Here is a 25,088-nt window from a genome sequence, read left to right on the forward strand (position 1 = left end):
GAATCCGGCACAACCGGGCCAGCCACATCCACACCAGCACACGCAGCACACACGCAATTCAGCACTCATCAATCACACCAAGGAGTCACCATGAGATCAAAAATCATGACCGGCGCAGCGTTTATCGCCGTTGCCGCGCTCGCCCTCACGGGCTGTTCCGCTGACACCGACGGCACCAGCACCGCCGCCGGCGGCCTCAGCATCGACGTGCCCGACATCCCCATGCTCGAAGAGCTGGGGGAGATGGAAAGCGAAGTCAACATCGTCGCGTGGAGTGGCTTCGTTGAGCCCGCATGGTCCGACGCATTCACTGAAGAAACCGGATGCACGGTCAACCGTCGCGTTGCTGGCACCAGCGACGAGATGGTTCAGCTCATGCGCACGGGCGACTACGACCTCGTCTCCGCTTCGGGTGACGCGAGCCTTCGCCTCATTGCCGGTGGCGACGTTCAGCCGATCAACCTCGACCTGGTTCCCAACTTCGGTGACGACATCGTTGAGGGCATGAAGGGTCAAATTTATGACACCATCAACGGCCAGTCGTATGGCGTTCCCATCGGCCGCGGCGCCAACATCCTGCAGTACAACAGCGATGTTGTGACCGAGGAGCCCACGAGCTGGGATGTTGCGTGGGAAGCTGACAGCCCCTACGCCGGCCAGATCATTGCGTACGACGCACCGATCTACATCGCTGACGCCGCCGTGTACCTGATGGCTCACGAGCCTGACCTCGGCATCACCAACCCGTACGCCCTCGACCAGGATCAGCTTGACGCTGCGATTGACCTGCTCAAGCAGCAGAACAAGATCGTCTCCGAGTACTGGGCTGACCCTGCCGCTCAGATCACCTCGTTCGCCGGCGGAACCACCTCGCTCGGCACCTCGTGGGAGGTCCTGCGCAAGCTCACTGACGACGACAAGTTCAAGAGCGTTCTTCCTGAAGAGGGTTCGACCGGTTGGTCGGATGCGTGGATGATCGCGGCCGATTCTGAGTCGCCCAACTGTGCCTACGCCTGGGTCGACTACACCAGCGCTGCTGATGTGAACGGTGCTATCGCCACCAACTTCGGTATGGCTCCCGCCAACGCTGCCTTCTGCGAGACGAGCGACGAAGCCGCAGCACACTGCGAGTACTTCAACGCAACCGACGAAGAGTACTTCAGCAACGTCTGGTTCTGGACCACCCCCATCGAGCAGTGCATCGATGGTCGCACTGACGTCACCTGCACGAACTTCCAGCAGTGGACGGATGCCTGGCTCTCCGTTAAGAGCTAGCTAGCCCGAGGGGTGGGCCTCACCAACCCACCCCTCATCCCTCGCTCGACCCGCAACTCACGAGCTGCACTCCCCACACGCACCAATCGATCGGACTTCCATGAATCGCCGCGCGCAACTCTCGGCACTGCTGGCGCTGCCCATGCTGTGGCTCATCGGCATCTACATCTTCTCGCTCGTCATGCTTCTCGTGACCGCGTTCTGGGTGACCGACCCCTTCACCTCCAAGGTGAAGCCGGGCTTCACCCTCCGCAACTTTGAGCAGATCATCGCGAACCCCGCGTATGCGTCAACCTCGCTGCGCACTCTCGGCATCGCCCTCGCGGTCACGGTGCTGAGCATCCTGATCTCGGTTCCGCTCGGCATCTTCATGGCGAAGGTCGCTTCGCCCAAGCTGCGCGCCATTCTGGCCGTCGCGATCACTTTGCCGCTCTGGGCCGGCTACCTCGTGAAGATTCTCGCCATGCGCATCACCTTCACCGAAGAGGGTTTCTTCAACTCAATGCTCGGCCCGCTCGGTATCAGCGGTCCCGGCTTCAGCATCGTCACCGTCGTGCTGACGCTCACCTACCTGTGGTTGCCGTACATGGCCGTTCCGGTCTACACCGCGATCCGCCAGCTGCCGCCGAACCTGTTCGACGCTTCGTCGGACTTGGGCGCCGGTGCCGGATTCACGATCCGCACCGTGGTTCTTCCTCTTATTAAGCCCGCGATCATTGCCGGCTCCATCTTCACGTTCTCCCTCAGCTTGGGCGACTACATCGCCGCCAAGTTTGTCGGTGGGTCAACGCAGATGATCGGCAGCATCATCGCCTCAAACATCAACCTGAACCCTCCGATCGCCGCCGCGTTCTCGCTCGTGCCGATCGCCTTTGTTGTCATCTACCTCGTCAGCGTGCAGCGCACCGGCGCACTGGAACGGATGTGATGCCGCCATGTTGAGACTCTCCCTCGGCGCCAAGTTCACCCTCGGCACTATCGTCGCGATTGCCCTCGCGTTCATGTACATCCCACTGTTTTTGGTGGTCCTCAACTCGTTCAGTGCCGCACGCCTGTCGAGCTGGCCGATCGCGGAGTTCTCCACCGTCTGGTGGGAGAAGGCATTTGTGAGCGAACCCATCCGGGCTGCTCTGCTGAACTCGGTGATCGTCGGCCTTGGCGCCACGGTGATTGCGCTCATCCTTGGCACGCTCGTGGCCTTTGCCCTGCAGCGCTACACCTTCTTCGGCAAGCAGACCGTGAACCTGCTCGTCGTGCTGCCGATCGCTCTGCCCGGCATCGTCACCGGTGTCGCCCTCAACAACACCTACAACCAGGTGCTCGAGCCGATCGGCATCGAGGTCGGATACTTCGGCATGATCATTGCCCACGGCACCTTCTGCATCGTCATGGTCTTCAACAACGTGCTCGCCCGATTGCGCCGCATCAACCCCAGCATCGAAGAAGCCTCCCGCGACCTCGGTGCGACTCCGTTGCAGACGTTCCGGCTCGTGACGTTCCCGCAGTTCCGCAGCGCGTTTGTTGCCGGAGCAATTCTTGCGTTCGCGCTGAGCTTCGACGAAGTTGTCGTCACGATCTTCACGGCCCCACCCGGCGTCGACACTCTGCCGCTGTGGATCATGAACCAAATGGCTCGCCCGAACGAGGCATCCCTCGTCAACGTTGTGGCGACCGTCGTGATCCTCGCCTCGTTCATTCCCGTGTGGGTCTCGCAGCGCTTGGCTCGCGGGGCCGACGAACGCGAGTAGCGAAGCAAGCAACTCCCCCCAGCGCAGCGGATGCCGCCCTCACGAGCGTAAGGGCGGCATCCGATTAGCGGTTATTCAGTGCGACTAGTTGCCGCCCTCGAGGAGGGTGACGTCGATCGGCGCGAAGCTGGAACCGGTGGTGTCGACACCATCGGCTTCGAGTTCTTCAAGCGCCTTCATGATCCAGTCGTTCGACCATGCCGTTGCCGGCGGGGCCGTGGTGATGGGGCTTGCGCCTGATTCGTTGACGGCGCCGATGGCACCCTCTACGGTGCGGTCCCAGGCAGCTTCGTCGATGACGCCGATGCCGTTAGCGGCCGGCCAGATCAGCTTGTTGGTTTCGTTGACCATCCACAGTTCATGGCTGGGGCCCCAACCGGAACCGGCAGCAACGGTGCCTTCGGCAGCAGACTCGGGGTTCTCAGCAGCGTAGATCCAACCCTTGACGACGGCCTTGAGGAAGGCGACCGTAGTGTCTTGGTAGTCCTCGTCGCTGTCGAGACGCTCGGTGTCAGCCCAGATCGCATCCTGGAGCATGGCGCCAACGGTGTCTTCGTAGCTGATGACGTTGAAGTCAGAGGGCTGGTAAAGCTCTCCGGTGTCGGGGTCGGTCGACTCGAGCAGCTGGGCGTACTCGTTGTAGGTCATGGCCTGAGCGGCGTCGATGTCACCCTGCAGGAAGGCGTTCATGTTGAAGTCCTGCGTGATGATCTGCACGGTGGAGGAGTCGAGGCCCTCAGCAGCCATTGCTGCGAAGATTTCCCACTCGTTTCCGAAGCCCCACGAACCAATCTTCTTGCCCTCGAAGTCGGCGACCGAGTCGATACCCGAGTCGGCCCACGAGACCTGAAGCGTGCCCGACTTCTGGAAGATCTGGGCGATGTTGGTGAGGTTGGCACCCTGTTCGATGGAGCCAAGCACCTTGGGAACCCAGGCTACGGCGTAGTCAACGTCGCCGTTGGCGAGAGCGTCTTGCGGAACGATGTCGCCGCCCGACGGGATGATTTCGACGTCAAGGCCCTCTTCTTCAAAGAAGCCCTGATCGGCGGCGGCAAAGTAGCCGGCGAACTGTCCCTGAGGGAGCCATTGGAGTTGGAGCTTCACTTCAGTGAGGCCGTCAGCGTTCTCGGACGAACCGCTGTCGCTTCCGTCGCCGGTGGAGCATGCTGCGAGGAGGACCGCTGCCGTTACGGCAAACGCTCCGGCCGCTAGTGAGCGGCGTTTGGTGAACTTCATGTCAGACCTTCCAGATTCACGGTGCAAGTGGATACTGCGGGGTACTGCTGGGTACTACGGGTAACTACTACGACCTCCCTATCGGTACGCGACGCAGCACTAGTCGTTCGAGGGCGAGCGTCGCTAGGTAGAAGAGCAGGCCGAGAGCAATGGATGCCACGACATAGGCCCAAGCGCGGCCATACGCGCTAGAGGCTGCCGAGGTTGCAATCAGGCTGCCGAGCCCTCCGCGCGGACCGCCAAAGTACTCCGCTACGAGGGCGGAGATGACGGCGAGCGAGGAGGCGATGCGGATGCCGGTCAAGATGAAGGGACGTGCCGTCGGCAGCGTGAGCTTCATCAGCATCTGACCGGAGTTCGTGGCGTAGGCCTTCATCAGGTCGCGGTGCACGGGCTTCGTCTGGCGGAACCCCCGCAGCGTGTTGATGAAGATCGGCACGAATGAGGCAATGGCCGCAATCGCTTGACGGCCGAACTGGCTGTCGGCGCCGAACATCGAGTTGAGCACGGGGGCGAGAGCCACGATCGGCACCACCGCGAGGGCCGCCACGATGGGGGCACTCATCTGGTCGACGATGCGCGAACGGGCCGCGAGCGCTGCCCCGACAATTCCGACGAGCGAGCCGACCACGAGGCCGAGCAGACTGTTGGTCCCGGTGAGGGCCGTTGCCGACACCACCGAGGGCCAGAACTCAACGAGTTCCGTCACGATCGAGATCGGGCTGGGCAGCAGGTAGTCCGAAACACCACCGACGGTCACGAGCAGTTGCCAGATCACGAGCACGATCAGCCCGAAACTGATCGGGGCCACGATGCGCAGCGTCGCTTCCGTGCGCGGGCTCCAGCCTTTCGACCGGCGCGCTCCTACTCCGCGACCCACGATCGCGTTCGCAGAAGTACTGGTGCTTGCGCTCATCGAGTGTCTACTCCCCGCGCTGTGGCCACACCATCACCGGTCGAGTGGTCGGCTCCGCCGTGGAGAGCTTCCCGCACTTCGGTAACCATTTCGAAGAAGGAGGATGCTTCGCGCAGGTCGTCGTCGCGTTCTTCGCGGCCGTCAGCGGCATCCAATCGCATGGGAACGATTTGGCTGATGCGGCCAGGCCGCGGCGACATAACCACGACGCGGTCAGAGAGGAACACGGCTTCGGGAATCGAGTGCGTCACGAAGACGACGGCAGCACCGGTATCGGCGGCAATGCGCACGAGGTCGGTCTGCATCTTCTCGCGCGTCATCTCGTCGAGGGCGCCGAAGGGCTCATCCATCAGTAGCAGTCGCGGCTGTTCCGCCAGCGACCGCGCAATAGCAACGCGCTGCTGCATTCCGCCCGAGAGTTGATCGGGAAAGCGGTCGGCAAACTCGGTGAGGCCCACCATGTCGAGAAGTTCTGCAACGCGAGTGCGACGGGTAGCGGATGCGACGCCGTGCAGTTCGAGCGGAAGCGCAACGTTCGCGGCCACCGAGCGCCACGGCAACAGTCCCGCCTGCTGGAACGCGATGCCGTAATCCTGATCGAGGCGAGCCTGGGTAGCGGTCTTGCCAAACACCGTCAGCTCCCCCGAGGTCGGGTCGTCGAGGTCAGCGATCAACCGCATGAGCGTCGACTTGCCACAGCCCGACGGCCCAATGAGCGAAACGAACTCGCCAGCCTGAACTGTGAGGTCGATGTTCTCGAGCGCATGCACGATGCCGGTCGCGGTCTGAAACTGCTTGTTGACTCCGCGCACCTGCACGGCAGCGGCATCCGCTGTCACGCTGGCACCGAGGTTGATGGCGGAAGTAGTGGTCGGGATCTGGTCGCTCATGCGGCCTCCTCGGTTCGTCTGTAGTCCTTGAGAATCACGCCGAGCAGGGCGACCGAACCGGCCGCAACAAGCCCGAGAACGATCGCGCCGAAGATGGGGCCCCACGCCTTAGAGGGGTCACCCGATGCTTGACCGGCGAACTGAATAAGTAGGCGACCGATGCCGCCTTGAAGCCCCGTTGAGACTTCGGCAACAACCGCACCGATTACGGCGTTAGCCGCACCGAGGCGAAGTGCCGGAAGAAGATACGGAACGGATGCCGGCAGTCGCAAGCGCAGCAGAGTCGGCCAGTAGCCCGAAGCGTAGGTTTCGAACAGCTCAACGTGGATGCGGTCGGGAGACTGCAGCCCCTTGAGCGCGCCGACAGTAATCGGGAAGAACGCGAGGTAGCTCGCAATGAGTGCGACCGACATCCAGTCTTGCCACTCGAACGAGCCGATCTCGACGCGTGAGCCCCAGCTCTTCACCACGGGGGCGAAGGCGATGAGCGGCACGGTCTGGCTGATGACGATCCACGGCAGCAGTCCAAATTCGGCGAGGCGCCAGCGCTGCATGAGGAGCGCGAAGGCGATGCCCACGATCACTCCTACCGCCCAGCCCGCGGCGGCGATGCCGAGCGTGGTGAGCGCGGCGAGCGCAACGACGGCCCAGAGGGGAAGTGCACCGTCGGCGCGCGTAACCGGCTCAGCCAACCGCACCATCATGTCCCAGAAGTGCGGCATGGCCAGGTCGGTCGTGCGCGGGAGCACGCGGAGTTCACCAATCAGCACACCGTTGTCTGGACCGAAGAACTTGTAGCCCTCCCAGATCAGCGCGATGAAGAGAACGCCGGCGATGCCCCAGCCGAAGCCACCGAGCAGCCGAGCGCGCGCGGGGTTAGCCAGCGCACCCGGCGAACTCGCGGGGCGGACGGCAACCTCCCCACGCTTATCGTTGTGGGTTGCCGTCATCGGGTTAGGCCTTCGCCGTCACTGTTTCGGTGAGAGCCGGAATCACGGTCTCACCGTACACGCGCAGCGTTTCCTCTTTGTTGTCGTGCTGCAGGTAGCCAGCGAACTGGTCGACCCCCAGCTCGCGCAGCTTCTCGAGTTTCTCGATGTGCTGCTCGGCGGTGCCCATGAGACAGAACCGGTCAACGATCTCATCCGGAACAAACGCCGCGTGGGTGTTGCCCGCCTGACCGTGCTGGTTGTAGTCGTAGCCTTCACGCTTCTCGATGTAGTCGGTGAGGGCCTTGGGTACGTCTCCGTCGGTGCCGTACTTCTTGACGATGTCGGCGACGTGGTTTCCCACCATTCCACCGAACCAGCGGCACTGGTCGCGCATGTGCTCCCAGTCGTCACCGATGTACATCGGAGCGGCAACACAGAACTTGATCGACATGGGGTCGCGGCCGACAGCCTCAGCGGCGTCGCGCACCTTCTTGATCATCCAGGCGGCGATGTCCACGTCGGCAAGTTGCAGAATGAAGCCGTCTCCGACTTCACCGGTGAGCTTGAGGGCGAGGGGGCCATAGGCAGCAACCCACATTTCGAGCTCTGAGCCCTTGCTCCACGGCAGCTGCAACTGGGCGCCGCCGTATTCGACCGAACGCGAGTTGGCGAGTTCACGGATGACGTGAATCGACTCGCGAAGATCCTTCAGTGTGGTGGGCTTGCCGTTGGTCACGCGCACAGCCGAGTCGCCCCGGCCAATGCCACAGACGGTGCGGTTGCCGTACATCTCGTTGAGCGTGGCGTAGGTGGATGCCGTGACGGTCCAGTCGCGGGTGGCCGGGTTCGTGACCATCGGGCCGACGATAACCTTGCGCGTTTCGGCCAGAATCTGGCTGTAAATCACGTAGGGCTCTTGCCACAGGATGTGTGAGTCGAAGGTCCAGACGTAGTTGAAGCCGTGCGCCTCTGCGAGCTTCGCTAGTTGAACGGTTCGTGCTGCGGGCGGGTTAGTTTGAAGTACTGCTCCGAAATCCATGGTGCTCCTCGTTCGTGGTGGAAGGGAGGCCAAGGCAGCATCCGCTGGCCTCAGCCACACGGATGCTGCACGAGAACCTGTTTTAGGTGAGGTACTGGGTGAGGCCACGCTTCATGAAGCGGCCATCACCCTTCGAACCGAGGTACTGATCGTTGTCCACAATGACCTTGCCACGGGAGAGAACGGTGTCGACGTGCCCGTCGATTTCGAAGCCTTCCCAGGCAGCGTGGTCCATGTTCATGTGGTGTTTCTTGCCCGTTGGCTTGCCGTTTTCGTCGACCGGCATACCGATCGAGGTGTGGCCGTTGGGGTCGTAGACGACGATGTCGGCATCGGCACCGGGCTGGATGACGCCCTTACGGCCATAGATTCCGAACATTCGAGCGGGGGTGGTGCTCGTTAGTTCAACCCAGCGTTCGAGAGTGATTTCTCCCGTGACAACGCCTTGGTACATGAGGTCCATACGGTGCTCGACCGTTCCCATGCCGTTGGGGATCTTGCGGAAGTCCGCGAGGCCCAACTCTTTTTGGTCTTTCATGCAGAACGGGCAGTGGTCGGTGGAGACCATTTGCACATCGTTCGTACGCAGCGACTGCCACATGGCATCCTGATGGCCCTCTTCGCGCGAACGCAACGGAGTCGAGCACACCCACTTGGCGCCTTCGAAGTGGCCGTACTGCTCGCTCTGAGCACCCAGCTGTTCTTCGAGGCTCAAGTACAGGTACTGCGGGCAGGTCTCAGCAAACACGTTCTGGCCGCGGTCGCGAGCGCCGGCGATCTGTTCGACCGCTTGCTTCGCACTGACGTGAACGATGTAGAGCGGAGCACCGGTGAGCTTGGCGAGCATGATCGCGCGATGCGTCGCCTCCTCTTCCATCTCCCAGGCGCGAGCGACACCGTGATAGTACGGGTCAGTTTTGCCCTGCTCCACGAGCTGCTCAGCGAGAACGTCGATAACCGGGCCGTTCTCGGCGTGCATCATCGTCATGAGGCCGGTGTCGCGGGACACCTGCATGGCCTTCAGAATCTGAGCGTCATCCGAATAGAAAACGCCCGGATACGCCATGAACATCTTGAAGCTCGTGATGCCCTCGTCGGGCAGCTTCGCCATGGCCTTCAGCGAATCGGGCGTAACGTCACCAACGATCTGGTGAAAGCCGTAGTCGATCGCACAGTTGCCGGATGCCTTGCCGTGCCACGCTGCGAGAGAATCCTCGATGCGCTCGCCAAAGGTCTGCACCGCGAAGTCGATGATCGCGGTCGTGCCGCCCCACGCCGCAGCGCGAGTGCCCGTCTCGAACGTGTCGATTGCCGCGGTGCCACCGAAGGGCAGCTCCATGTGGGTGTGCGCGTCGATGCCGCCGGGAATAACGTACTTTCCCGTGGCATCAATGACGGTGTCGACGGATGCCGCAACATCCGTTCCAAAAAGCGTGCTGCCAGGTGACAACACAGCCTTGATTACTTCGCCGTCGATCAGGACGTCTGCGGGGGCGCGCCCCGTTGAGCTGACGACTGTTCCGCCAGAAATGAGAGTGGTGGCCATGATTCGCTCCTCTGCGATGTCGAATGCCTGCTGTTCCCCGGGCGCCAAGACAGCCCGGGGCTGACGTTGGACTTACTTGGGGATCGACAGGTAAGCGTCGGGGCGACGGTCGCGGTAGAACTGCCAGTCGTCGCGCATCTCCTGCACGAGGTCCATGTCGAGATCGCGAATCATGATCTCTTCGTCGGTGCCTGAGCCACGTTCGCCCACGAAGTTTCCGCGGGGGTCGATGACCTGGCTGGTGCCGTAGAAGTCAACGGCTTCGTCGCCGTACTCGTTGTCTTCGAGGCCGACACGGTTGGGCTGAAGAACGAAGTAGCCGTTAGCCACTGCTGCTGCGGGGCCCTCAACCTCCCAGAGGCGGTTGGAGAGCCCGGGCTTCGTGGCGTTCGGGTTGAAGACGATCTCGGCGCCGTTGAGCCCGAGTTCACGCCATCCCTCGGGGAAGTGGCGGTCGTAACAGATGTGAACGCCGACCTTGCCGACGGCGGTGTTGAACATGGGGAAGCCAAGGTTGCCGGGCGTGAAGTAGAACTTCTCCCAGAACTTGTCGAGGTGAGGAATGTGGTGCTTGCGGTACGAACCGAGGTTCGTGCCGTCAGCGTCAACAACGACGGCGGTGTTGTAATACACGCCCGTCATCGCCTCTTCATAGATCGGCAGAATCATGACCATGTTGAGCTCTTTAGCCAGGGCCTGAAAGCGCGTAACGATCGGGCCATCAACAGGCTCGGCGTAGCGGTAGTACTTCTTGTCTTGAGTGATCCCGAAGTACGGGCCGTAGAAGAGCTCTTGGAAGCAGATGATTTGAGCGCCCTGCTCTTTGGCATCCCGAGCGAACTGCTCGTGCTTGTCGAGCATCGACTCCTTGTCGCCTGTCCAAGTGGTCTGTGTGATTGCTGCGCGAACTGTCGTCATGGTGCCTCCTGCGTTATTCGGCGTCATTGCCTTCGGTGATAAACCGGGAAAGTGACGCGCGAACGGGAACTATCCCCGTGCGTTCATTCTCCGGGTTCATCGTTTCAATCGTGTTGTGCCTATATGACGTTGTGGTTACTCATCATGGCCTCGACTGACGCGAGAGGCAATGCTCATTTGTGCTGGTGAGACCATATTGCCCAAAATTGTCTATGCAACTTAGGCATATTGCTCGCGGAAGCTACGAAGAGCGCGTAGACGTCCACACTGGTCGCGACTGAGGCGCACGAATCTGGAACGGTTGTTGGGGTGCCGCAAACACCGTCGTAACGTCGCTGGCATAGAGAACTGAGTCGGGAGCGCGGTCGGCAAGACCCTCAAACCCGGCTGCCGCGAGCAAACCATCGTCGAGGTAGACCACTTCGGCCGGCTGCAGCGGCCACGGCTCGTGCAGGTTGCGACAGTAGATCGTTCGTCCACGGTGAGTTTCGTGAAACGCCCACCGAGCTGTCAAGAACGTTGCCTCGGGGTCAGCCGCGAGTGAGACGCTGGCCGCCGGGTCGTCGATCGGGCGCACAATGATGTGGGATGCCGCATCCGGTCGGCCATGCCGTTTCGTTTTGTAGGCAATCTGCCCGTCGCGCTGCCCGATCTTCATCGAAGCCCACTGGTAGGGCAAGCCAAAAGCTGCCCGCGCGGTGAGAACGGGAATCAGGTGCGAGGCTTCGAGCGAGAGAAAGACAACGCCGCGCCTGCCCTTCTCGTCGACCGAATAGAGCCGCACATTTACTTCGGGAAAATCGCCGAGCCACGGGATGCGGGGCCCGCCAAAGAACGAACTCTGCGACATCTGGAACGCGATGAGCCCCACCCAGGAGCTGCCGTTGAGGGTATCCGGGCGACACCCCTCCGGCATGAAAGGGGCGACGACGGCGGGGTCTACGCGCCAGTGCAGAAAGGAAACTTCGCTCCAGCGCTGGCGCAGGATGGCGGGACCACCGAGGGGCGGCGCTTCGCGAAACATTAGGGCACCCGCCGCAAGGACGTGTGGATGTTCGACGCCGCGCGCATCATCAGCGGGGAAGCTGGTTATCGCGGCGCACGAAGGGGCGCCACAGCACGACTTGGTCGGTGCGTTCGGCTCGCGTTCCGGCGCGCAGTGAGATCACTTCGCCGGCCTGACCCGCAGCGAACACGCGACGGCCCGGCTTGGAGAGCATCTCATCGGCCAGCGCCGTTTCGAGTTCGCGAACCCGGGAGGTGAGTTCGGTGACCTGATTTTCGAGGTCAAGAATTCTCTTGATGCCTTCGAGGTTGAGACCCTCGGCGCTGAGCGCCGCGATCTCGCGCAACTGCATCACGTCACGCATAGAGTAGCGCCGCGACCGACCGCTGGTTCTCGTGGGAGACACGAGACCCAGACGGTCGTATTGTCGCAACGTCTGCGGATGCATTCCCGCAAGCTCCGCCGCAACGGCGATAGCAAACGCGGGGGTTAGCTCATCCATAGCTGTTAGCTCCTGGCTCGGGCAATCAGGTCGTCCCGCGGGTTCTCTGCGGGCATCGCTTCTGCAAAGGCCTCAAGGTGCGCCAACGCAGCTTCCGAGATGCGGTTAGGCACCGCCACTTGCACTTCGGCAAGCAGGTCTCCGGTTGCTTTCGCTGTCGCGACGCCGCGACCCTTTACTCGCAATACTCGCCCGCTCGGGGTTCCCGGTGCAACCTTCAGTTTCACCGGAGCACCGCCGAGAGTGGGAACCTCGATGGTGGCGCCGAGCACTGCTTCCGCGAACGTAACGGGAACGACAACACGAATGTTGTTGCCTTCCCGCTCGAACACCGGATGCTTGCGCACCGTCACCGTCAACACGAGGTCGCCAGGCGGGCCACCATTCGGGCTCGGCTCGCCTTTGCCCTTGAGGCGGATCTTCTGACCGTCGCTGACTCCCGCAGGAACCTTGACATTCATCGGACGGCCGCCAGCAGGCTGGAGCTTGATCGTTTCGCCGTTGATCGCCGTAGCGAAGTCGAGCGTGGTGTTCGCGGCTAGGTCGCGACCCTTGGCAGGGCCGCCCCGAAAACCGGGGCCGCCACCGGGGCCGGCCTGACCGCCGAACATACCGCCGAGGAGGTCCTCGAAGCTTGCGCCCGACTGCCCTCCGCCGTAGCTCTGGCCACCATAACTCTGGCCACCGCCACCGAACATGCCACCAAAGACATCTTCGAAGCCGCCAGCTTGACCGCCCGCTTGAAAGCGAGCGCCGGAGCCCATAGCGCGAACCTGATCGTATTCGCGGCGCATTTCAGGGTCAGAGAGAACCGAGTGGGCTTCGCTGATCTCCTTGAAACGAGCCTCCGCCTTGGGATCCCCCGGATTGGAGTCCGGGTGAAACTGGCGCGCGAGTTTGCGATAGGTCTTCTTCAGGTCGGCCTCGGAGACATCCTTCGACACCCCGAGCACCTTATAGAAGTCCTTATCAAACCAATCTTGGCTAGCCACTACACGCCACCCCCGCCCTAATCGGTGGGGCCGGAGACAGCAACCTTCGCGGCACGCACAACGCGCTCACCAAGAATGTAGCCAGGCTCAATGACGTCAGCGATCGTGTTCTCGGTTGCCTCGGGGTCGTTCAAGTGAACAACGGCCTCGTGGAAAGCGGGATCGAAGGGCTCGCCCTTCTCGCCGATCTTGCGCAAGCCGAACCGCTCGAAACTCGAGTTGATCTTCTGCGCAACAAGCGCGATCGGCGTTCCCTCGAGGATATCGCCGTGCTTGTCAGCACGGTCGAGGTCATCCAGCGCAGGCAACATCGAACGAACGACGTCGGCGATCACGGCTTCACGGTTAGCAACACGGTCGCGTTCTACGCGAGTACGGAAGTTCACCAGTTCGGCCTGCGCACGCAACATCTGCTCACGCATCTCGGCAACGAGGTCCCGGCTAGCTTCTTCGAGAAGACGCTGGTCTTCTTCGCTCAGCTCGTCGGGAGCCTTCTCGGCGTCCGAAGCAGCATCCGCAGCATCTTCTGCAGCGGGCTGCCCCTCGGCTGCCGCAGATTCCTCTGCGGCAGCCGAGTCAGACGCACTGACGTCGCCGGTTTCCGGGTCACTCTGACTTTCGTCGTTGATCACCGGCTCCTGGTTTTCGTCGTGGTCGTGGTTGTTGTCAGACATTTACTTCTTGTCCGAGTCAGCTTCGTCTTCGTCAACAACTTCAGCGTCAACGATGTCCTCGTCCGAGCTCTCGCCAGCGGGTGCGTCGTCGCCCTCTGCAGCGGCCTCAGGGTTTTCTTCCTGGTGCTTGTAGATTGCTTCGCCGAGCTTCTGCTGGCTTTCGGTGAGCTTGTCGAAGGCCGTCTTTACTTCGGCTTCGTCGTCGCCGGCAAGCGCCGTGTTGAGCGCGTCAACGTCGGCCTGAACCTCGGTCTTCACGTCTTCTGGCAGTTTCTCAGCGTTGTCGGTGATGAGCTTTCCGGTCGAGTACGCGAGCTGTTCTGCGTTGTTGCGAACCTCGGCTGCCTCGCGGCGAGCCTTGTCTTCTGCAGCGTGCTCTTCGCCCTCGCGAACCATGCGCTCGATGTCTTCCTTCGAGAGGCTTGAGCCACCCGTGATCGTCATCGACTGCTCCTTGCCGGTGCCCTTGTCCTTAGCGGACACGTGCACGATGCCGTTGGCGTCGATGTCGAAAGTGACCTCAACCTGCGGGATGCCGCGAGGCGCCGGCGCGATGCCGGTGAGCTCGAAGGTTCCGAGGTTCTTGTTGTCGCGAGTGAACTCACGCTCACCCTGGAAGACCTGAATCGACACGGAAGGCTGGTTGTCATCCGCCGTGGTGAAGGTCTCACTGCGCTTGGTCGGGATAGCCGTGTTGCGGTCGATGAGCTTGGTCATCATTCCGCCCTTGGTCTCGATACCGAGGCTCAACGGGGTGACGTCGATGAGGAGAACGTCCTTGCGCTCACCCTTCAAGACACCAGCCTGCAGTGCAGCACCAACAGCGACAACCTCGTCGGGGTTGACGCCCTTGTTGGGCTCGTTGCCACCCGTAAGCTTCTTGACGAGTTCAACGACGGCGGGCATACGAGTCGATCCACCCACGAGAACAACGTGCGATACGTCGGCAAGCTTGACGCCTGCTTCCTTGATGACGTCGTTGAAGGGCTTCTGAACACGGTCGAGAAGGTCGGCGGTCAGCTCTTCGAACTTGGCGCGCGAGAGCGTCTCGTCGAGGTTGGCTGGACCGTTCTCGGTGAGCGAGAGGTACGGAAGCTGGATGCTTGCCGACATCTGCGAGGAGAGTTCCTTCTTCGCCTGCTCAGCAGCTTCCTTGAGGCGCTGCTTAGCGATCTTGTCGCCAGAAACGTCAACACCGGTCGAGTCCTTGAAGCGCTGGATCAGGTAGTCAACGACGCGGGCATCCCAGTCATCTCCACCGAGGCGGTTGTCACCCGAGGTGGACTTGACCTGAATGGTCGAGAAGTCGTCGTCTTTGCCCACTTCGAGCAGCGAAACGTCGAACGTTCCACCACCGAGGTCGAAGACCAGGATGAGCTCGTCTTCCTTGCCCTTGTCGAGACCGTACGCGAGTGCAGCAGCGGTGGGCTCGTTGATGATGCGCAGAACGTTGAGGCCCGCGATCTCACCAGCTTCCTTCGTTGCCTGACGCTCAGCGTCGTTGAAGTACGCGGGAACGGTGATGACTGCGTCGGTGACGTCTTCACCCAGGTACTGCTCGGCATCGCGCTTGAGCTTGGCAAGCGTACGAGCGGAGATTTCCTGCGGGGTGTACTTCTTGTCGTCGATTGCGACGGTCCAGTCAGTACCGATGTGGCGCTTGACGGAAGCAATGGTGCGGTCGACGTTAGTGACAGCCTGACGCTTGGCGGTTTCACCAACGAGGACTTCGCCATCCTTGGTGAATGCGACGACGGAAGGCGTCGTGCGCATTCCTTCGGCGTTTGCGATGACGGTGGGTTCTCCACCTTCGAGAACGGAAACTACGGAGTTCGTGGTTCCGAGGTCAATACCTACTGCTCGAGCCATGTGCTCTTACTCCTTTAAGCGTTTGGGTTTGCGAACTTGAGTCGCGCTGTATCAAGTTTGCTCCTGCTCGAGTCGAGAGTCAAGCTGCGTAGCTGAAAGTTGAGTGTGTGTGACTCAAGGTGGCTGGAGGATATTCGCTCGGGTCCCCGGCACTCTTCCCTCACTGAAGCAACGAAGCAACTAGCGAGAACTTGCGGCGCGAACAGCACCCATTGTTTACCGCACACCACTAACCTGTTCGCATGACGGACAAGACTGGCGACAACGACGCCCCCGGCACTCCTGCTGTTCCTCGGGTCTCGAACACGCGCGCGATCGGCACCGTGGGGCAAGGCCTCATCACGGATGCCGCAATACCCAAGAGTCGAGTGCGGGCCTGGGCCCTGTGGGACTGGGGGTCCGCTGCATTCAACGCCGTCGTCACCACCTTCGTATTCAGCACCTACCTCGCCAGCGGCCTCTTCATCGACCCCGAGATCGTCGCCGCCGCCGGTGACGACGAGAAGAACCCGGCACTCGTTCTCGCGAAAGCTGGCAACACCACGGTGATCTCTGGTGCCCTCACGATCGCCGGCATCCTCGTCGCAATTCTGGCTCCCATCCTGGGTCAGCGTTCCGATGGGTCGGGGCGCCGCAAGCTGTGGCTTGCCATCAATACCGGCCTCGTCGTACTCGCTATGGGAGCGATGTTCTTCGTCGAGCCCATTCCCTCCTACATTTACCTCGGCGCTGCACTTCTCGCGGCCGGAAACATCTTCTTCGAGTTCGCGAGCGTCAACTACAACGCCATGCTCGTGCAGGTTTCCACCCCCGCTACTGTCGGTCGTGTCTCCGGATTCGGCTGGGGCATGGGCTACATCGGCGGCATCGTGCTGCTGATCATCCTGCTCGTGCTGTTCATTCAGAACTTCGGAAGTGACACCGGCAATGGGCTCCTGAACGTGCCATTCGGCACCGAGGGTGGCGCTCTCGATATCCGCTTCGCCGTGCTTGCGTCAGCAGCCTGGTTCGCGATCTTTGCCATTCCCGTGTTGATTGCGGTTCCCGAGATTCCCGCGGGCGCTCGAGAGAATCGCGTCAATTTCTTCGCGAGCTACCTGAAGCTCTTTCGCACCATCGCGAGCCTCGCCAAGAAGAGCCCTCAAGTGCTCATGTTCTTGCTCGCGAGCGCAGTCTTCCGGGATGGTTTGGCCGCCGTCTTCACGTTTGGCGCCATCATCGCCGCTCAAGTGTTCGGCTTTAGCCCGAGCGAAGTCATCTACTTCGCCGTCGCCGCCAACCTGGTCGCCGGCATAGGAACCTTTATTGGCGGATGGCTCGACGACAGGCTCGGAGCCAAGAACGTGATCATCGGCTCTCTCATCGGTCTCGTGCTCGCCGGTCTCGCCGTGCTGTTCATCGGCGACGCCAAAGCAGGATTCTGGATCGCTGGCCTCTTCTTGACACTCTTCGTCGGGCCAGTTCAGGCGGCGAGCCGCAGCTTTCTCGCCCGCATCACCCCCGTTGGTCGAGAAGGCGAGATCTTCGGCCTTTATGCCACAACGGGTCGCGCCGTCAGCTTCCTCGCCCCCGGACTCTTCACGATCTTCGTATCGATGACCGGCGATACTCGATTCGGCATCATCGGAATCGTGATCGTGCTGCTTGCTGGCCTCGGGCTCATGCTGCCCGTCAAGGCCAAGCAATCGGTCATCGACTAGCAAGGGTGTCGTCTGAAATTCACTGGCAGTAGCCAACTAGGCAAGGGATGCTTGGCACATGACAGAAAACGCCACCACCCCCGCCGCTCGCGCAGAACTACTGCGCTCACTCCACGTGCCAGGAACTCCCCTCATCGTCTCCAACGTGTGGGACGCCATCACCGCGCGCATCGTTGCCGAAGCCCCTGGAGTGCGCGCCCTCGCCACGGCTAGCCACGCGGTGAGCTTCGCGCACGGCGTGGCCGACGGCGAAGGTCTCACCGTCGAGCAAGCGCTCAAAGCCGCATCCATCATCTGCAATGCCGTCGAGATCCCCGTCTCCGTCGACTTCGAGAAAGGCTACGCACCGGATGCGGCCGGCGTGCAAGCCAATGTCGAACGCTTGATCGCGGCGGGAGCATCCGGTCTCAACATCGAAGACAGCTCAGGCCCCGCTAAAACTCCGCTCTTCGATATCGCCCACGCCACTGCTCGGGTCGCCGCCGCGCGCGCCGCCGGCGACGCTACTGGCGTGCCCATCGCAATCAATGCCCGCGTTGACGTTCTTGCTGGCGGAGGCGAGTGGGACGACATGGTCGAGCGGGCAAACTCCTACCTTGCTGCAGGCGCGGACTGCATCTTTGTGCTCGGCCTCGGCGACGAAAACATGATTACTCAGGCTATTGAGCAGATCAACGGCCCGATCTCGGTCATTGGCGGAGCTGGCTACGTGCCGTTGACCCGTCTGGCCGAGCTCGGAGTCGCGCGAGTGAGCTTTGGCCCTCGCACTCTCGGCCTGACTCTCTCGCACCTTCAGCGGACCGCTACCCAATTGACCGCACTCGGCGACTACCCCGAAGAGCTCGGCTTCGTCTACTAACGGCAATCGCGCTCGGGCGGGCCTTCACTGTGCTCTCGCGGGAAGGCCCGCCCTCCGCGAGGCAAAAGGAGTAATGTCAGCTCATGGACGCGCAACAACCCATCGGCTACTGGGTCAAGCTGGTTGACCGGATCATTGACGACCTTTTCGCGGTCACGCTCGAAGAGCACGGAATCACTCGCCGACAGTGGCAATTGCTGCTCGTGCTCTCCCAAGGGCCAGCCGGAATCGATCGTCTCGACATCGAAATCGCGCCGTTCCTCATGCCCAAAAGTGCCGTGACCCCGCCTCTGGGCGAAGCGCACACGACATCGCGTGAATCACTTGACGAACTGGTCGAAAGCGACTGGCTCACCATCAATGGATCGCTGTACACCCTCACCGACCGCGGTCGCAGTGTCGTTGAACGCCTCACGGCCGTAATTGCAGAAGAACGCGCCAAAGCGACCGTGGGAGTTACCACCGAGCAATACCAAACGGCGGTGACCGTGCTCGAAACGATGGCCAAGAATCTGCGAGCTCAGAGCGAAAGCGCTCAGCCTCCGACTCTTTAGCCTGCTCAGGCTGAGCAGGCTGAGCAGGCTGGCTTGGCCGCTCAAGCTACACGGGTGGGGCTCACAGCCCTTGTGGACTAGCGGATAAACGCCCACCAAATCAGCAGCATCGTCACGAAGAATCCGGTGACGAAGTTGAGGGCCAGGAAGTTCTTCCAGCCACGGTTTGCTGACTCGGCTGTGGCATCCGTGATGTTCCAGAATGGCGCGCACATCGCCGCGTAGGGCAGCACGAGAATGGCAGCGAGCGGGCCCGGCCACGCCGAGAACAGCAGCAGGATGCCGCCGGCCAGATACGCAATAACGGCGAAGCGGGTGGCGGCTCGCGCCCCAATCACGGTGGCGATGGACGAGATGTCTGCGGCACGATCGGCCACCACGTCTTGCACGGCACCGAAGGCGTGCGAGGCGATGCCCCAGAGGAAGAAAGCGGCGAGAACAGCCCAGAGTTGCGGCGTGAACACCGCCCCGGTGAGGGCGAGCGCATAGATCGCGGGTGACACAAAGTGGGTGCTCGAGGTGAGCGAGTCGAGGAACGGGCGCTCCTTGAAGCGCAACCCCTTGGCCGAGTAGGCAACGACGGCAAACATGCTGATCAGCAACACGAGCCACGAGAGTGGATTGCCGACGATTACGAGATAGATCAGGAACGGGATGGTCGTGACGGCGGCCGCGATGAGCGTTGGCCGGTGCATCCGAGGGTCAAGAAGCGCGCCCTCGACCCCACCCTTGCGCGGGTTGCGCAGGTCGGACTCGTAGTCGAACACGTCGTTGATGCCGTACATCGCCAGGTTGTAGGGCACGAGGAAGAAGATCGTGCCGAGCACGAACGTGAGGTCGATCGCGCCCGTGGTCAAGTAGTACGCCGCGGCGAAAGGGAACGCCGTGTTGACCCAGCTCAGCGGGCGCGACGAGAGAAACAGATCCTTAAGCATGGCGATCCTCCGAAGCGGGGCGGATGTCGGGGCTGGCTGAGCCGCTAGCGGCCGGCTTGCGCGAGCCCAGCAACGCCCACAGGCACGGCAGCGCCACGACGGCCGCGACCGCGTAGGCGAAGTCTTCGAGCGGGGCGACTCCGATGAAGGCGCCACTGATGGCATCCGCGCTGTAGCCGACGAGGCCGACGGAGATCATCACGTTGTCGAAGACGGCCGTCATCACGAGCAGGATGCCCATCGTGATCGCGATGGCCCGCCACTGTGGCGAGCGCCGACGCACCACGACGGTAATCACGAGCGCCGCGACGAGAGCCAAGAACACTGCGTTGAGAAGCCAGTACGTCATGCTGCGCTCCCCTCGGTAGCTGCCGAGCGTTCGCGCATGAGTGCCCCGTAGACGTTCATCGTCAGGTAGCAGAGCAGGGTGAGGAAGAAGACTTCTTCGAGCGGAACCTCGGGCGCGACCAACAGCCCGGTCATGAACTCGGTTTCGCCACGGAAGAAGATTCCGAGCCCGACTCCGAACAGGTCCCAGACGAGAAAGAACAGCACCCCAACGGGCAGCACAATGCGGGCACGACGAGCGTCTCGCCAGAAGAACAACCCAAACCGACGATCGAGAACGACCATGCCAGTGAGCGAAATGAGAAGCGCGAGTAGGTAAAGAACGATCACGGCCACGGCCTTGGTTCCGGTGCAACCACCGGCATGAGCGGCTCGGCAAGCGGGCCGGCCGAGGTGTCGCCGCGTAGGCGCTTCACAAGAACTTCAGCACTGATCAGACACATCGGCAGACCGATGCCGGGGATGGTCGAACCACCCACGTAGTAGAGACCTTTGACCTTCTTGCTCACATTGCCAGCGCGGAAGAACGCGCTCTGCTTGAGCGTGTGGGCTGGCCCGAGGGCGGTACCGCGCCACGCGTTGAGGTCATCGGCGAAGTCGCCGGGGCCCATCGTGCGACGCACGGTCACGCGCTCGGCGAGATCGGGGATGCCGGTCCAGTCACTGATCTGAGCAATCACCTTGTCGGCGAGTTGTTCGATTCGCGGGTCGCCGTCGCCATCGACCTCGCCACGCCCGATGCTGGGATCGGCCGGGATCGGCACGAGCACGAACACGTTCTCATAGCCTTCGGGCGCCACACTGGGGTCAACACCACTCGGCTTGCAAATGTAGAGCGATGCCGGCTCAGGCACGCTGGGCTCGTGGCCGAAGATGGCCTCGAAACCCTCTTGCCAGTCCTTCATGAACAGCAGCGTGTGGTGCTCGAGTTCAGGCAGTTCGCCCTTGACGCCCAAGTACAACAACAGTGCACTGGGGCCAGGAGTTTTCTTGGCCCAGTACTCGGCCGGGTACGTCTGCTCGCTTGACTCGAGCATGGTGGTTTCGGTGTGGTGGAGATCGGCGGCCGAGACGACCGTGTCGGCCAGCAGCGTATGGGACTTGCCCGTGGCATCCGTGTATTCAACGCCGGTGGCAACACCATCGACCGTCACGATGCGCGTGACCTTCGAGTCGGTGCGGATGTCGACGCCCGCTGTGCGCGCAATGTCGGCAATGCTTTCGATCACCCGGGTGAAGCCGCCCATGGGATAGAGCACGCCATCCGACAGATCGAGGTGGCTCATAAGGTGATACATGCTCGGCGTGAGGTACGGCGATGATCCGAGGAACACAGCCGGGTAACCGAGCACCTTGCGCAGGCGATCGTCTTTCACCGTGCGGGCGACGAGCTTGGAGAGCGGCTCAATGAGCAACCGGATGAAGCGTGCCGCTTTCGCGAGCACCTCCTTCGTTGCACTCGTGCGCAGGTCGGCAAAGCTCGTGTACAGAAAGTACTTCTTGGCGAGTTCGTAGGTGTCTTCGGCCGAGGCCAAGTACTTGCGCATGCGGGCACCTGAACCGCGCTCAATGCTTTCGAACAGCGCCAGGTTCTCTTCGAGATCCGTCGAGATATCGAGGGCCTCTTTCTCGCCCTCGAAGTACACCCGGTAACCGGGGTCGAGAGTGACGAGCGAGAGCTGCTCGGCGGCGCTCGTGCCCATGAGCTTGTAGAAGTGGTCAAAGACCTCGGGCATCAAATACCACGACGGGCCCGTGTCGAAACGGAAACCCTCGTGTTCCCACGAACCAGCGCGGCCGCCCACCTCGGGGCGCCCCTCAAGCAGCGTGACCGAGTGACCTTCTTTCGCGAGCAATGCCGCACTCGCCAGCCCGGCAATACCGCCACCAATTACAACAACGTCACTCATGGTCGAGGGGTCACTCCCATCGCGGCGACCGCAGCCAACCGCACCTTAACAGCATTCGGAACGCGCACCCGGGTCTTCACCAATTCGCTGGCCGGGGTTGCCCGGATGCGCTTGGAAAGTTGGGCAAAAAGGGAGTGTGCGAGCGCAACAGCTTTCTTGCTGCTCGCTGGCAGTTCGGCGCCGATGGCGGCATCCCGCAGATCGGCATCGAGGTCATCGAGCAGCCGAATCTTCTCGGCTTCGGTGAATGACGCGACGTCGACACCGGGAAAGTAACTGCGGCCGAGAGTCTCAAAATCGTCGGCAAGGTCGCGCAAGAAGTTGACCTTTTGAAAGGCTGCACCCAGCGCGCGTGCCCCGTGAACAAACTTGGCCCGCTGCTCGTCGCTGACCTCATGACCGTGCAAGAAAGCGCACAGGCACATGAGCCCAACAACCTCGGCAGAACCATAAACGTAGCGGTCGAAGCTTTCTTGGTCGTGCTCTTTCTCGCTGAGATCCATGCGCATCGACTCAAAGAATGGCGCGGTGAGTTCTGCCCCGAACGACACTTCGCGGGCGGTGAGTGCGAAGGCGTGCACGATGAGGTTGGAACTGAAGCCCTGTTCCATGGCGAGTTCGGTCTCGCGTTCGAGTTCGTTCAGCTGGCGCGTAGTGGCCAGCAGATCGAGCCCGGCTTCCTCCGCACCGCCATCGACGATCTCATCGGCGACACGAACGAGCGCGTAGATGTTTTCGACGTGCTGCCGAACGTCCACGCCCAACAAGCGGGATGCAGCAGAAAACGACGTGGAATAGCTGCGGATGACGATGCTGGCCGCGTCTTCAGCGACGCGATCGTAGAGCTTGAGGCGTGAGCTCACGCGCGACAGCTCCCTGCAGGCTCAGACACATTGGTTAGGCTGAGTGTGAGCCGACCCATCAGGTGCGGCATTTCGTTTCGTTCCACCTAGGCAGACTATCGCGAACATGAGTGAAATCCCTGAGCAGGTCGTTCTTCTCTCCGACACCGGTGAGCACATCGGCGTGGCCGATAAAGCCCTCGTGCACACGACGGAGACGGCACTGCACCTAGCCTTCTCGTGCCACGTCTACAACGCCGACGGCAAAGTGCTCGTCACGCGTCGCGCCCTCTCCAAGCTCACCTGGCCGGGCGTCTGGACGAACTCGTTCTGCGGGCATCCGGCTCCCGGCGAAGACATGGCGGCGGCCATCATCCGTCGCGCTCAGCATGAACTCGGAATCACCGTCAGCGATGTTCAGCTCGTGCTGCCCGACTTTCGCTACCGCGCCGTCGATTCCTCTGGCATTGTCGAGAACGAGATCTGCCCTGTCTACCGCGCAGTGACGACGGATGCCGTAGCCCCGAACCCCGACGAAGTCGACGAATTCGAGTGGGTTGACCCCCCATCGCTGCACGCCGCCGTGGCCGGTACGCCGTTCGCGTTTAGCCCGTGGCTCGGCTGGCAATTGGAGCAGCTCGACGCCCAGCGCGACGCTTAGCCGCCGAGCGAACCCGCATCATTGGCCCGCACGTCGGTGCGGTGGAAGTTCTGAAAACTGCGGCTCGCCGTGGGACCACGTTGGCCCTGGTAGCGCGAGCCGTATTGGCCCGAACCGTAGGGCGACTCCACCGGCGAGCTCGTCTTAATGAAGCAGAGCTGCCCGATCTTCATGCCGGGCCAGAGCTTGATCGGCAGCGTAGCGACGTTGCTGAGTTCGAGGGTGACGTGACCTGAGAAGCCGGGGTCAACGAAGCCGGCCGTCGAGTGCGTGAGCAGGCCGAGGCGCCCGAGCGAGCTCTTGCCCTCCAGCCGAGCCGCCACATCGTCGGGCAGCGTGACGAGCTCGAAAGTGGAGCCAAGCACGAATTCACCGGGGTGAAGGATGAACGGCTGGTCGGCATCCACCTCCATGAGGTGAGTGAGGTCAGGCTGATCAACCGACGGATCGATGAAGGGGTACTTGTGGTTATCGAAGAGTCGGAAGAAGCGGTCGAGTCGCACGTCAACGCTCGAAGGCTGCACCATATCGAGATCAAGCGGGTCGAGGCCGATACGGCCAGAGTCGAGTTCGGCCCGGATGTCGCGATCACTGAGAAGCATGGCCTAAGACTAACGAAATCACGGCCGCAAGGTGCTCAGATGAGCAAATCTGAGGAGCCGCGATTGTTACGGGAGTTGTGGCGGAAGAGCAAGAGCGATGCGGGAGGCCGCGACATCCGCCGCCGTCTTCTCGATCAGCTCGTCGAGGCTCTCGTATCGGAACATTCCGCGCAGCCAGGCGTGCACCGTGAACTCAACCTCGGCGTCGTACAGGTCGCCATCGAAATCGTGAATGAACGCTTCGACGCGGCGATCGGTGACGTCGTCGAAGGTGGGGTTGTCGCCGATACTGATCGTGGCACCGTGTTGCTCGGTCGCCGGCGGGAACGTGACCCAGCAGGCGTACACGCCATCGATGGGAAGCGCCGCGTGGTCAGCGATCGAAATGTTGGCCGTGGGGAAGCCCAGTTCGCGGCCACGCTTGTCACCGTGAACAACAGTGCCGCGAAAACTCAGCGTCGACGGATGCCCCATGAGGCCAACCCTAGCCGCGGGAGCGCGCCTAGAGCCCGCGGAACTGGCTGAGGTGGAAGACAAGCGGCGTCACCTCTGGAAAAGCCTCGGAGTTGATCACTTCGAGGGTCACGATCTCGTGGTCGCCGCCGTCAAAGCTGTGACGGATCTCGCACTCTAACCACAGCGCCGCGCCATCCATGTGGATAGCCCCGCCCTCGGTCGCACGCCAGTCGATGTTGGCGAAGCGATCGCCGGTGCGGGAGGCAAGACTGCGTGCCGTTTGTTCCTGATCGGCGCCCAGAACACTGAGTCCGATGCGTGTCGCGCGAGCCAGTACAGGCCAGGTGGTCGACGTGCGCGCGGGGCACACGGCTACCAGCGGCGGCTCGAGCGAAACGGAGATAAAGGAGTTCACGGCAATACCGGTGGGCTGGCCATCAACAACGGCGGCCAAGGCAACGACGCCGGTAGGAAAGAGGGAGAGCGCTCGACGAAGAGCGACCTGGGGGGAAACTTCTTCCGCAGTGGCCTTGGGGGACATGAGCGGACTCCTTTGCTTAGGATGTTCAACCAGCGACTGCTAGTCAAGTTTGAACAATGGACTATATGTTAGTCATTTTTGATCATGTAAACAAGCGACTTTTCCCCCTGTAGCGGGGGTGCTTGCCCTACGATTGG

27 protein-coding genes are annotated in these 25,088 nt (G+C 61.8%); 7 read left to right on the top strand and 20 right to left on the bottom strand.

Annotated features, from left to right (window positions below; translation table 11 throughout):
* Window positions 1-90: 90 nt before the first annotated feature.
* The 3 genes from ACWTV1_RS07255 (at window position 91) to ACWTV1_RS07265 (ending at window position 3,023) form a co-directional block, all read left to right on the top strand.
* Window positions 91-1,275: an extracellular solute-binding protein gene (locus ACWTV1_RS07255; protein WP_498504714.1), complete on the top strand. Its 1,185-nt coding sequence runs from the start codon at window positions 91-93 to the stop codon at window positions 1,273-1,275.
* Window positions 1,276-1,375: 100 nt separating this feature from the next.
* Complete coding sequence (locus ACWTV1_RS07260) at window positions 1,376-2,203, top strand: ABC transporter permease (RefSeq protein WP_498504715.1); 828 nt, start codon at window positions 1,376-1,378, stop codon at window positions 2,201-2,203.
* Between the two features lie 7 nt (window positions 2,204-2,210).
* On the top strand, window positions 2,211-3,023 hold the full coding sequence (locus ACWTV1_RS07265; protein ID WP_498504716.1) for an ABC transporter permease: 813 nt from the start codon (window positions 2,211-2,213) through the stop codon (window positions 3,021-3,023).
* Window positions 3,024-3,107: 84 nt separating this feature from the next.
* Here ACWTV1_RS07265 and ACWTV1_RS07270 read toward each other — a convergent pair whose 3' ends face one another.
* The 12 genes from ACWTV1_RS07270 to dnaK form a co-directional block, all read right to left on the bottom strand.
* Window positions 3,108-4,259, bottom strand: coding sequence for an ABC transporter substrate-binding protein (locus ACWTV1_RS07270; RefSeq protein ID WP_498504717.1), 1,152 nt, complete (start codon window positions 4,257-4,259; stop codon window positions 3,108-3,110).
* Between the two features lie 67 nt (window positions 4,260-4,326).
* A complete protein-coding gene (locus tag ACWTV1_RS07275; RefSeq protein ID WP_498504718.1) occupies window positions 4,327-5,175 on the bottom strand; it encodes an ABC transporter permease in 849 nt (282 codons plus the stop codon).
* Entirely contained in the window at window positions 5,172-6,065 is an 894-nt protein-coding gene (locus ACWTV1_RS07280; protein ID WP_498504719.1) for an ABC transporter ATP-binding protein, read from the bottom strand. Before ACWTV1_RS07280 ends, ACWTV1_RS07275 begins: the two co-directional genes overlap by 4 nt.
* Window positions 6,062-7,015, bottom strand: a complete 954-nt coding sequence (locus ACWTV1_RS07285; protein ID WP_498504720.1) for an ABC transporter permease — start codon at window positions 7,013-7,015, stop codon at window positions 6,062-6,064. The genes ACWTV1_RS07280 and ACWTV1_RS07285 overlap by 4 nt, the downstream gene beginning before the upstream one ends.
* 4 nt (window positions 7,016-7,019) lie before the next feature.
* Window positions 7,020-8,036: a TIGR03842 family LLM class F420-dependent oxidoreductase gene (locus tag ACWTV1_RS07290; protein ID WP_498504721.1), complete on the bottom strand. Its 1,017-nt coding sequence runs from the start codon at window positions 8,034-8,036 to the stop codon at window positions 7,020-7,022.
* Window positions 8,037-8,118: 82 nt separating this feature from the next.
* On the bottom strand, window positions 8,119-9,582 hold the full coding sequence (gene hydA, locus ACWTV1_RS07295; protein ID WP_100387926.1) for a dihydropyrimidinase: 1,464 nt from the start codon (window positions 9,580-9,582) through the stop codon (window positions 8,119-8,121).
* Window positions 9,583-9,654: 72 nt separating this feature from the next.
* Window positions 9,655-10,500: a nitrilase-related carbon-nitrogen hydrolase gene (locus ACWTV1_RS07300; RefSeq protein ID WP_498477548.1), complete on the bottom strand. Its 846-nt coding sequence runs from the start codon at window positions 10,498-10,500 to the stop codon at window positions 9,655-9,657.
* A 241-nt stretch (window positions 10,501-10,741) separates the two neighbouring features.
* Window positions 10,742-11,524 carry a YqjF family protein gene (locus ACWTV1_RS07305; RefSeq protein ID WP_498504722.1) on the bottom strand — a complete coding sequence of 261 codons (783 nt, stop codon included), beginning with the start codon at window positions 11,522-11,524 and terminating at the stop codon, window positions 10,742-10,744.
* Between the two features lie 49 nt (window positions 11,525-11,573).
* On the bottom strand, window positions 11,574-12,008 hold the full coding sequence (locus ACWTV1_RS07310; protein ID WP_100387923.1) for a heat shock protein transcriptional repressor HspR: 435 nt from the start codon (window positions 12,006-12,008) through the stop codon (window positions 11,574-11,576).
* A 5-nt stretch (window positions 12,009-12,013) separates the two neighbouring features.
* Window positions 12,014-13,000: a DnaJ C-terminal domain-containing protein gene (locus tag ACWTV1_RS07315; RefSeq protein WP_498504723.1), complete on the bottom strand. Its 987-nt coding sequence runs from the start codon at window positions 12,998-13,000 to the stop codon at window positions 12,014-12,016.
* Between the two features lie 17 nt (window positions 13,001-13,017).
* Window positions 13,018-13,674: a nucleotide exchange factor GrpE gene (locus ACWTV1_RS07320; protein ID WP_229820402.1), complete on the bottom strand. Its 657-nt coding sequence runs from the start codon at window positions 13,672-13,674 to the stop codon at window positions 13,018-13,020.
* The gene (gene dnaK, locus ACWTV1_RS07325) at window positions 13,675-15,543 is read right to left on the bottom strand and encodes a molecular chaperone DnaK (protein WP_498504724.1); all 1,869 of its coding nucleotides are present in this window, start codon (window positions 15,541-15,543) and stop codon (window positions 13,675-13,677) included.
* A gap of 242 nt (window positions 15,544-15,785) precedes the next feature.
* Here dnaK and ACWTV1_RS07330 point away from each other — a divergent pair, with 242 nt between their 5' ends.
* From ACWTV1_RS07330 to ACWTV1_RS07340, 3 genes are all read left to right on the top strand, one after another.
* Window positions 15,786-17,243 carry an MFS transporter gene (locus tag ACWTV1_RS07330; RefSeq protein ID WP_498504725.1) on the top strand — a complete coding sequence of 486 codons (1,458 nt, stop codon included), beginning with the start codon at window positions 15,786-15,788 and terminating at the stop codon, window positions 17,241-17,243.
* Window positions 17,244-17,301: 58 nt separating this feature from the next.
* Window positions 17,302-18,102 carry an isocitrate lyase/PEP mutase family protein gene (locus ACWTV1_RS07335; RefSeq protein WP_498504726.1) on the top strand — a complete coding sequence of 267 codons (801 nt, stop codon included), beginning with the start codon at window positions 17,302-17,304 and terminating at the stop codon, window positions 18,100-18,102.
* Between the two features lie 83 nt (window positions 18,103-18,185).
* Window positions 18,186-18,656, top strand: coding sequence for a MarR family winged helix-turn-helix transcriptional regulator (locus ACWTV1_RS07340; RefSeq protein ID WP_498504727.1), 471 nt, complete (start codon window positions 18,186-18,188; stop codon window positions 18,654-18,656).
* Window positions 18,657-18,733: 77 nt separating this feature from the next.
* On the opposite strand, the gene ACWTV1_RS07345 is transcribed toward ACWTV1_RS07340, so the two are convergent.
* The 5 genes from ACWTV1_RS07345 to ACWTV1_RS07365 are packed head-to-tail and all read right to left on the bottom strand — an operon-like array spanning window position 18,734 to window position 22,712.
* Entirely contained in the window at window positions 18,734-19,591 is an 858-nt protein-coding gene (locus ACWTV1_RS07345; protein WP_498504728.1) for a prenyltransferase, read from the bottom strand.
* On the bottom strand, window positions 19,584-19,940 hold the full coding sequence (locus tag ACWTV1_RS07350) for a lycopene cyclase domain-containing protein (protein WP_498504729.1): 357 nt from the start codon (window positions 19,938-19,940) through the stop codon (window positions 19,584-19,586). The genes ACWTV1_RS07345 and ACWTV1_RS07350 overlap by 8 nt, the downstream gene beginning before the upstream one ends.
* Window positions 19,937-20,269 (bottom strand): lycopene cyclase domain-containing protein, encoded by a 333-nt coding sequence (locus ACWTV1_RS07355; protein ID WP_498504730.1) that lies wholly within the window; start codon window positions 20,267-20,269, stop codon window positions 19,937-19,939. The genes ACWTV1_RS07350 and ACWTV1_RS07355 overlap by 4 nt, the downstream gene beginning before the upstream one ends.
* Window positions 20,266-21,849 carry a phytoene desaturase family protein gene (gene crtI / locus ACWTV1_RS07360; RefSeq protein WP_498504731.1) on the bottom strand — a complete coding sequence of 528 codons (1,584 nt, stop codon included), beginning with the start codon at window positions 21,847-21,849 and terminating at the stop codon, window positions 20,266-20,268. The genes ACWTV1_RS07355 and crtI overlap by 4 nt, the downstream gene beginning before the upstream one ends.
* On the bottom strand, window positions 21,846-22,712 hold the full coding sequence (locus ACWTV1_RS07365) for a phytoene/squalene synthase family protein (protein ID WP_498504732.1): 867 nt from the start codon (window positions 22,710-22,712) through the stop codon (window positions 21,846-21,848). Before ACWTV1_RS07365 ends, crtI begins: the two co-directional genes overlap by 4 nt.
* A gap of 106 nt (window positions 22,713-22,818) precedes the next feature.
* On the opposite strand from ACWTV1_RS07365, the gene idi reads away from it, so the two are divergent.
* Window positions 22,819-23,352 (top strand): isopentenyl-diphosphate Delta-isomerase, encoded by a 534-nt coding sequence (gene idi, locus ACWTV1_RS07370; RefSeq protein ID WP_498504733.1) that lies wholly within the window; start codon window positions 22,819-22,821, stop codon window positions 23,350-23,352.
* Here idi and dcd read toward each other — a convergent pair.
* From dcd to ACWTV1_RS07385, 3 genes are all read right to left on the bottom strand, one after another.
* Window positions 23,349-23,954: a dCTP deaminase gene (dcd, locus tag ACWTV1_RS07375; protein ID WP_100387910.1), complete on the bottom strand. Its 606-nt coding sequence runs from the start codon at window positions 23,952-23,954 to the stop codon at window positions 23,349-23,351. The genes idi and dcd overlap by 4 nt on opposite strands.
* Window positions 23,955-24,020: 66 nt before the next feature.
* The gene (locus tag ACWTV1_RS07380; RefSeq protein WP_498504734.1) at window positions 24,021-24,428 is read right to left on the bottom strand and encodes a riboflavin kinase; all 408 of its coding nucleotides are present in this window, start codon (window positions 24,426-24,428) and stop codon (window positions 24,021-24,023) included.
* A 28-nt stretch (window positions 24,429-24,456) separates the two neighbouring features.
* Window positions 24,457-24,951, bottom strand: coding sequence for a flavin reductase family protein (locus ACWTV1_RS07385; RefSeq protein ID WP_341618847.1), 495 nt, complete (start codon window positions 24,949-24,951; stop codon window positions 24,457-24,459).
* Window positions 24,952-25,088: the final 137 nt, after the last annotated feature.

It is taken from the genome of Salinibacterium sp. VpJ6, assembly GCF_059767345.1.

Coding starts and splice junctions, on each gene's coding strand:
- ACWTV1_RS07255 (WP_498504714.1), top strand. CDS start 91: ATGAGATCAAAAATCATGACCGGCGCAGCGTTTATCGCCGTTGCCGCG.
- ACWTV1_RS07260 (WP_498504715.1), top strand. CDS start 1,376: ATGAATCGCCGCGCGCAACTCTCGGCACTGCTGGCGCTGCCCATGCTG.
- ACWTV1_RS07265 (WP_498504716.1), top strand. CDS start 2,211: ATGTTGAGACTCTCCCTCGGCGCCAAGTTCACCCTCGGCACTATCGTC.
- ACWTV1_RS07270 (WP_498504717.1), bottom strand. CDS start 4,259: ATGAAGTTCACCAAACGCCGCTCACTAGCGGCCGGAGCGTTTGCCGTA.
- ACWTV1_RS07275 (WP_498504718.1), bottom strand. CDS start 5,175: ATGAGCGCAAGCACCAGTACTTCTGCGAACGCGATCGTGGGTCGCGGA.
- ACWTV1_RS07280 (WP_498504719.1), bottom strand. CDS start 6,065: ATGAGCGACCAGATCCCGACCACTACTTCCGCCATCAACCTCGGTGCC.
- ACWTV1_RS07285 (WP_498504720.1), bottom strand. CDS start 7,015: ATGACGGCAACCCACAACGATAAGCGTGGGGAGGTTGCCGTCCGCCCC.
- ACWTV1_RS07290 (WP_498504721.1), bottom strand. CDS start 8,036: ATGGATTTCGGAGCAGTACTTCAAACTAACCCGCCCGCAGCACGAACC.
- hydA (WP_100387926.1), bottom strand. CDS start 9,582: ATGGCCACCACTCTCATTTCTGGCGGAACAGTCGTCAGCTCAACGGGG.
- ACWTV1_RS07300 (WP_498477548.1), bottom strand. CDS start 10,500: ATGACGACAGTTCGCGCAGCAATCACACAGACCACTTGGACAGGCGAC.
- ACWTV1_RS07305 (WP_498504722.1), bottom strand. CDS start 11,524: ATGTTTCGCGAAGCGCCGCCCCTCGGTGGTCCCGCCATCCTGCGCCAG.
- ACWTV1_RS07310 (WP_100387923.1), bottom strand. CDS start 12,008: ATGGATGAGCTAACCCCCGCGTTTGCTATCGCCGTTGCGGCGGAGCTT.
- ACWTV1_RS07320 (WP_229820402.1), bottom strand. CDS start 13,674: ATGTCTGACAACAACCACGACCACGACGAAAACCAGGAGCCGGTGATC.
- dnaK (WP_498504724.1), bottom strand. CDS start 15,543: ATGGCTCGAGCAGTAGGTATTGACCTCGGAACCACGAACTCCGTAGTT.
- ACWTV1_RS07330 (WP_498504725.1), top strand. CDS start 15,786: ATGACGGACAAGACTGGCGACAACGACGCCCCCGGCACTCCTGCTGTT.
- ACWTV1_RS07335 (WP_498504726.1), top strand. CDS start 17,302: ATGACAGAAAACGCCACCACCCCCGCCGCTCGCGCAGAACTACTGCGC.
- ACWTV1_RS07340 (WP_498504727.1), top strand. CDS start 18,186: ATGGACGCGCAACAACCCATCGGCTACTGGGTCAAGCTGGTTGACCGG.
- ACWTV1_RS07345 (WP_498504728.1), bottom strand. CDS start 19,591: ATGCTTAAGGATCTGTTTCTCTCGTCGCGCCCGCTGAGCTGGGTCAAC.
- ACWTV1_RS07350 (WP_498504729.1), bottom strand. CDS start 19,940: ATGACGTACTGGCTTCTCAACGCAGTGTTCTTGGCTCTCGTCGCGGCG.
- crtI (WP_498504731.1), bottom strand. CDS start 21,849: ATGAGTGACGTTGTTGTAATTGGTGGCGGTATTGCCGGGCTGGCGAGT.
- idi (WP_498504733.1), top strand. CDS start 22,819: ATGAGTGAAATCCCTGAGCAGGTCGTTCTTCTCTCCGACACCGGTGAG.
- dcd (WP_100387910.1), bottom strand. CDS start 23,954: ATGCTTCTCAGTGATCGCGACATCCGGGCCGAACTCGACTCTGGCCGT.
- ACWTV1_RS07380 (WP_498504734.1), bottom strand. CDS start 24,428: ATGGGGCATCCGTCGACGCTGAGTTTTCGCGGCACTGTTGTTCACGGT.
- ACWTV1_RS07385 (WP_341618847.1), bottom strand. CDS start 24,951: ATGTCCCCCAAGGCCACTGCGGAAGAAGTTTCCCCCCAGGTCGCTCTT.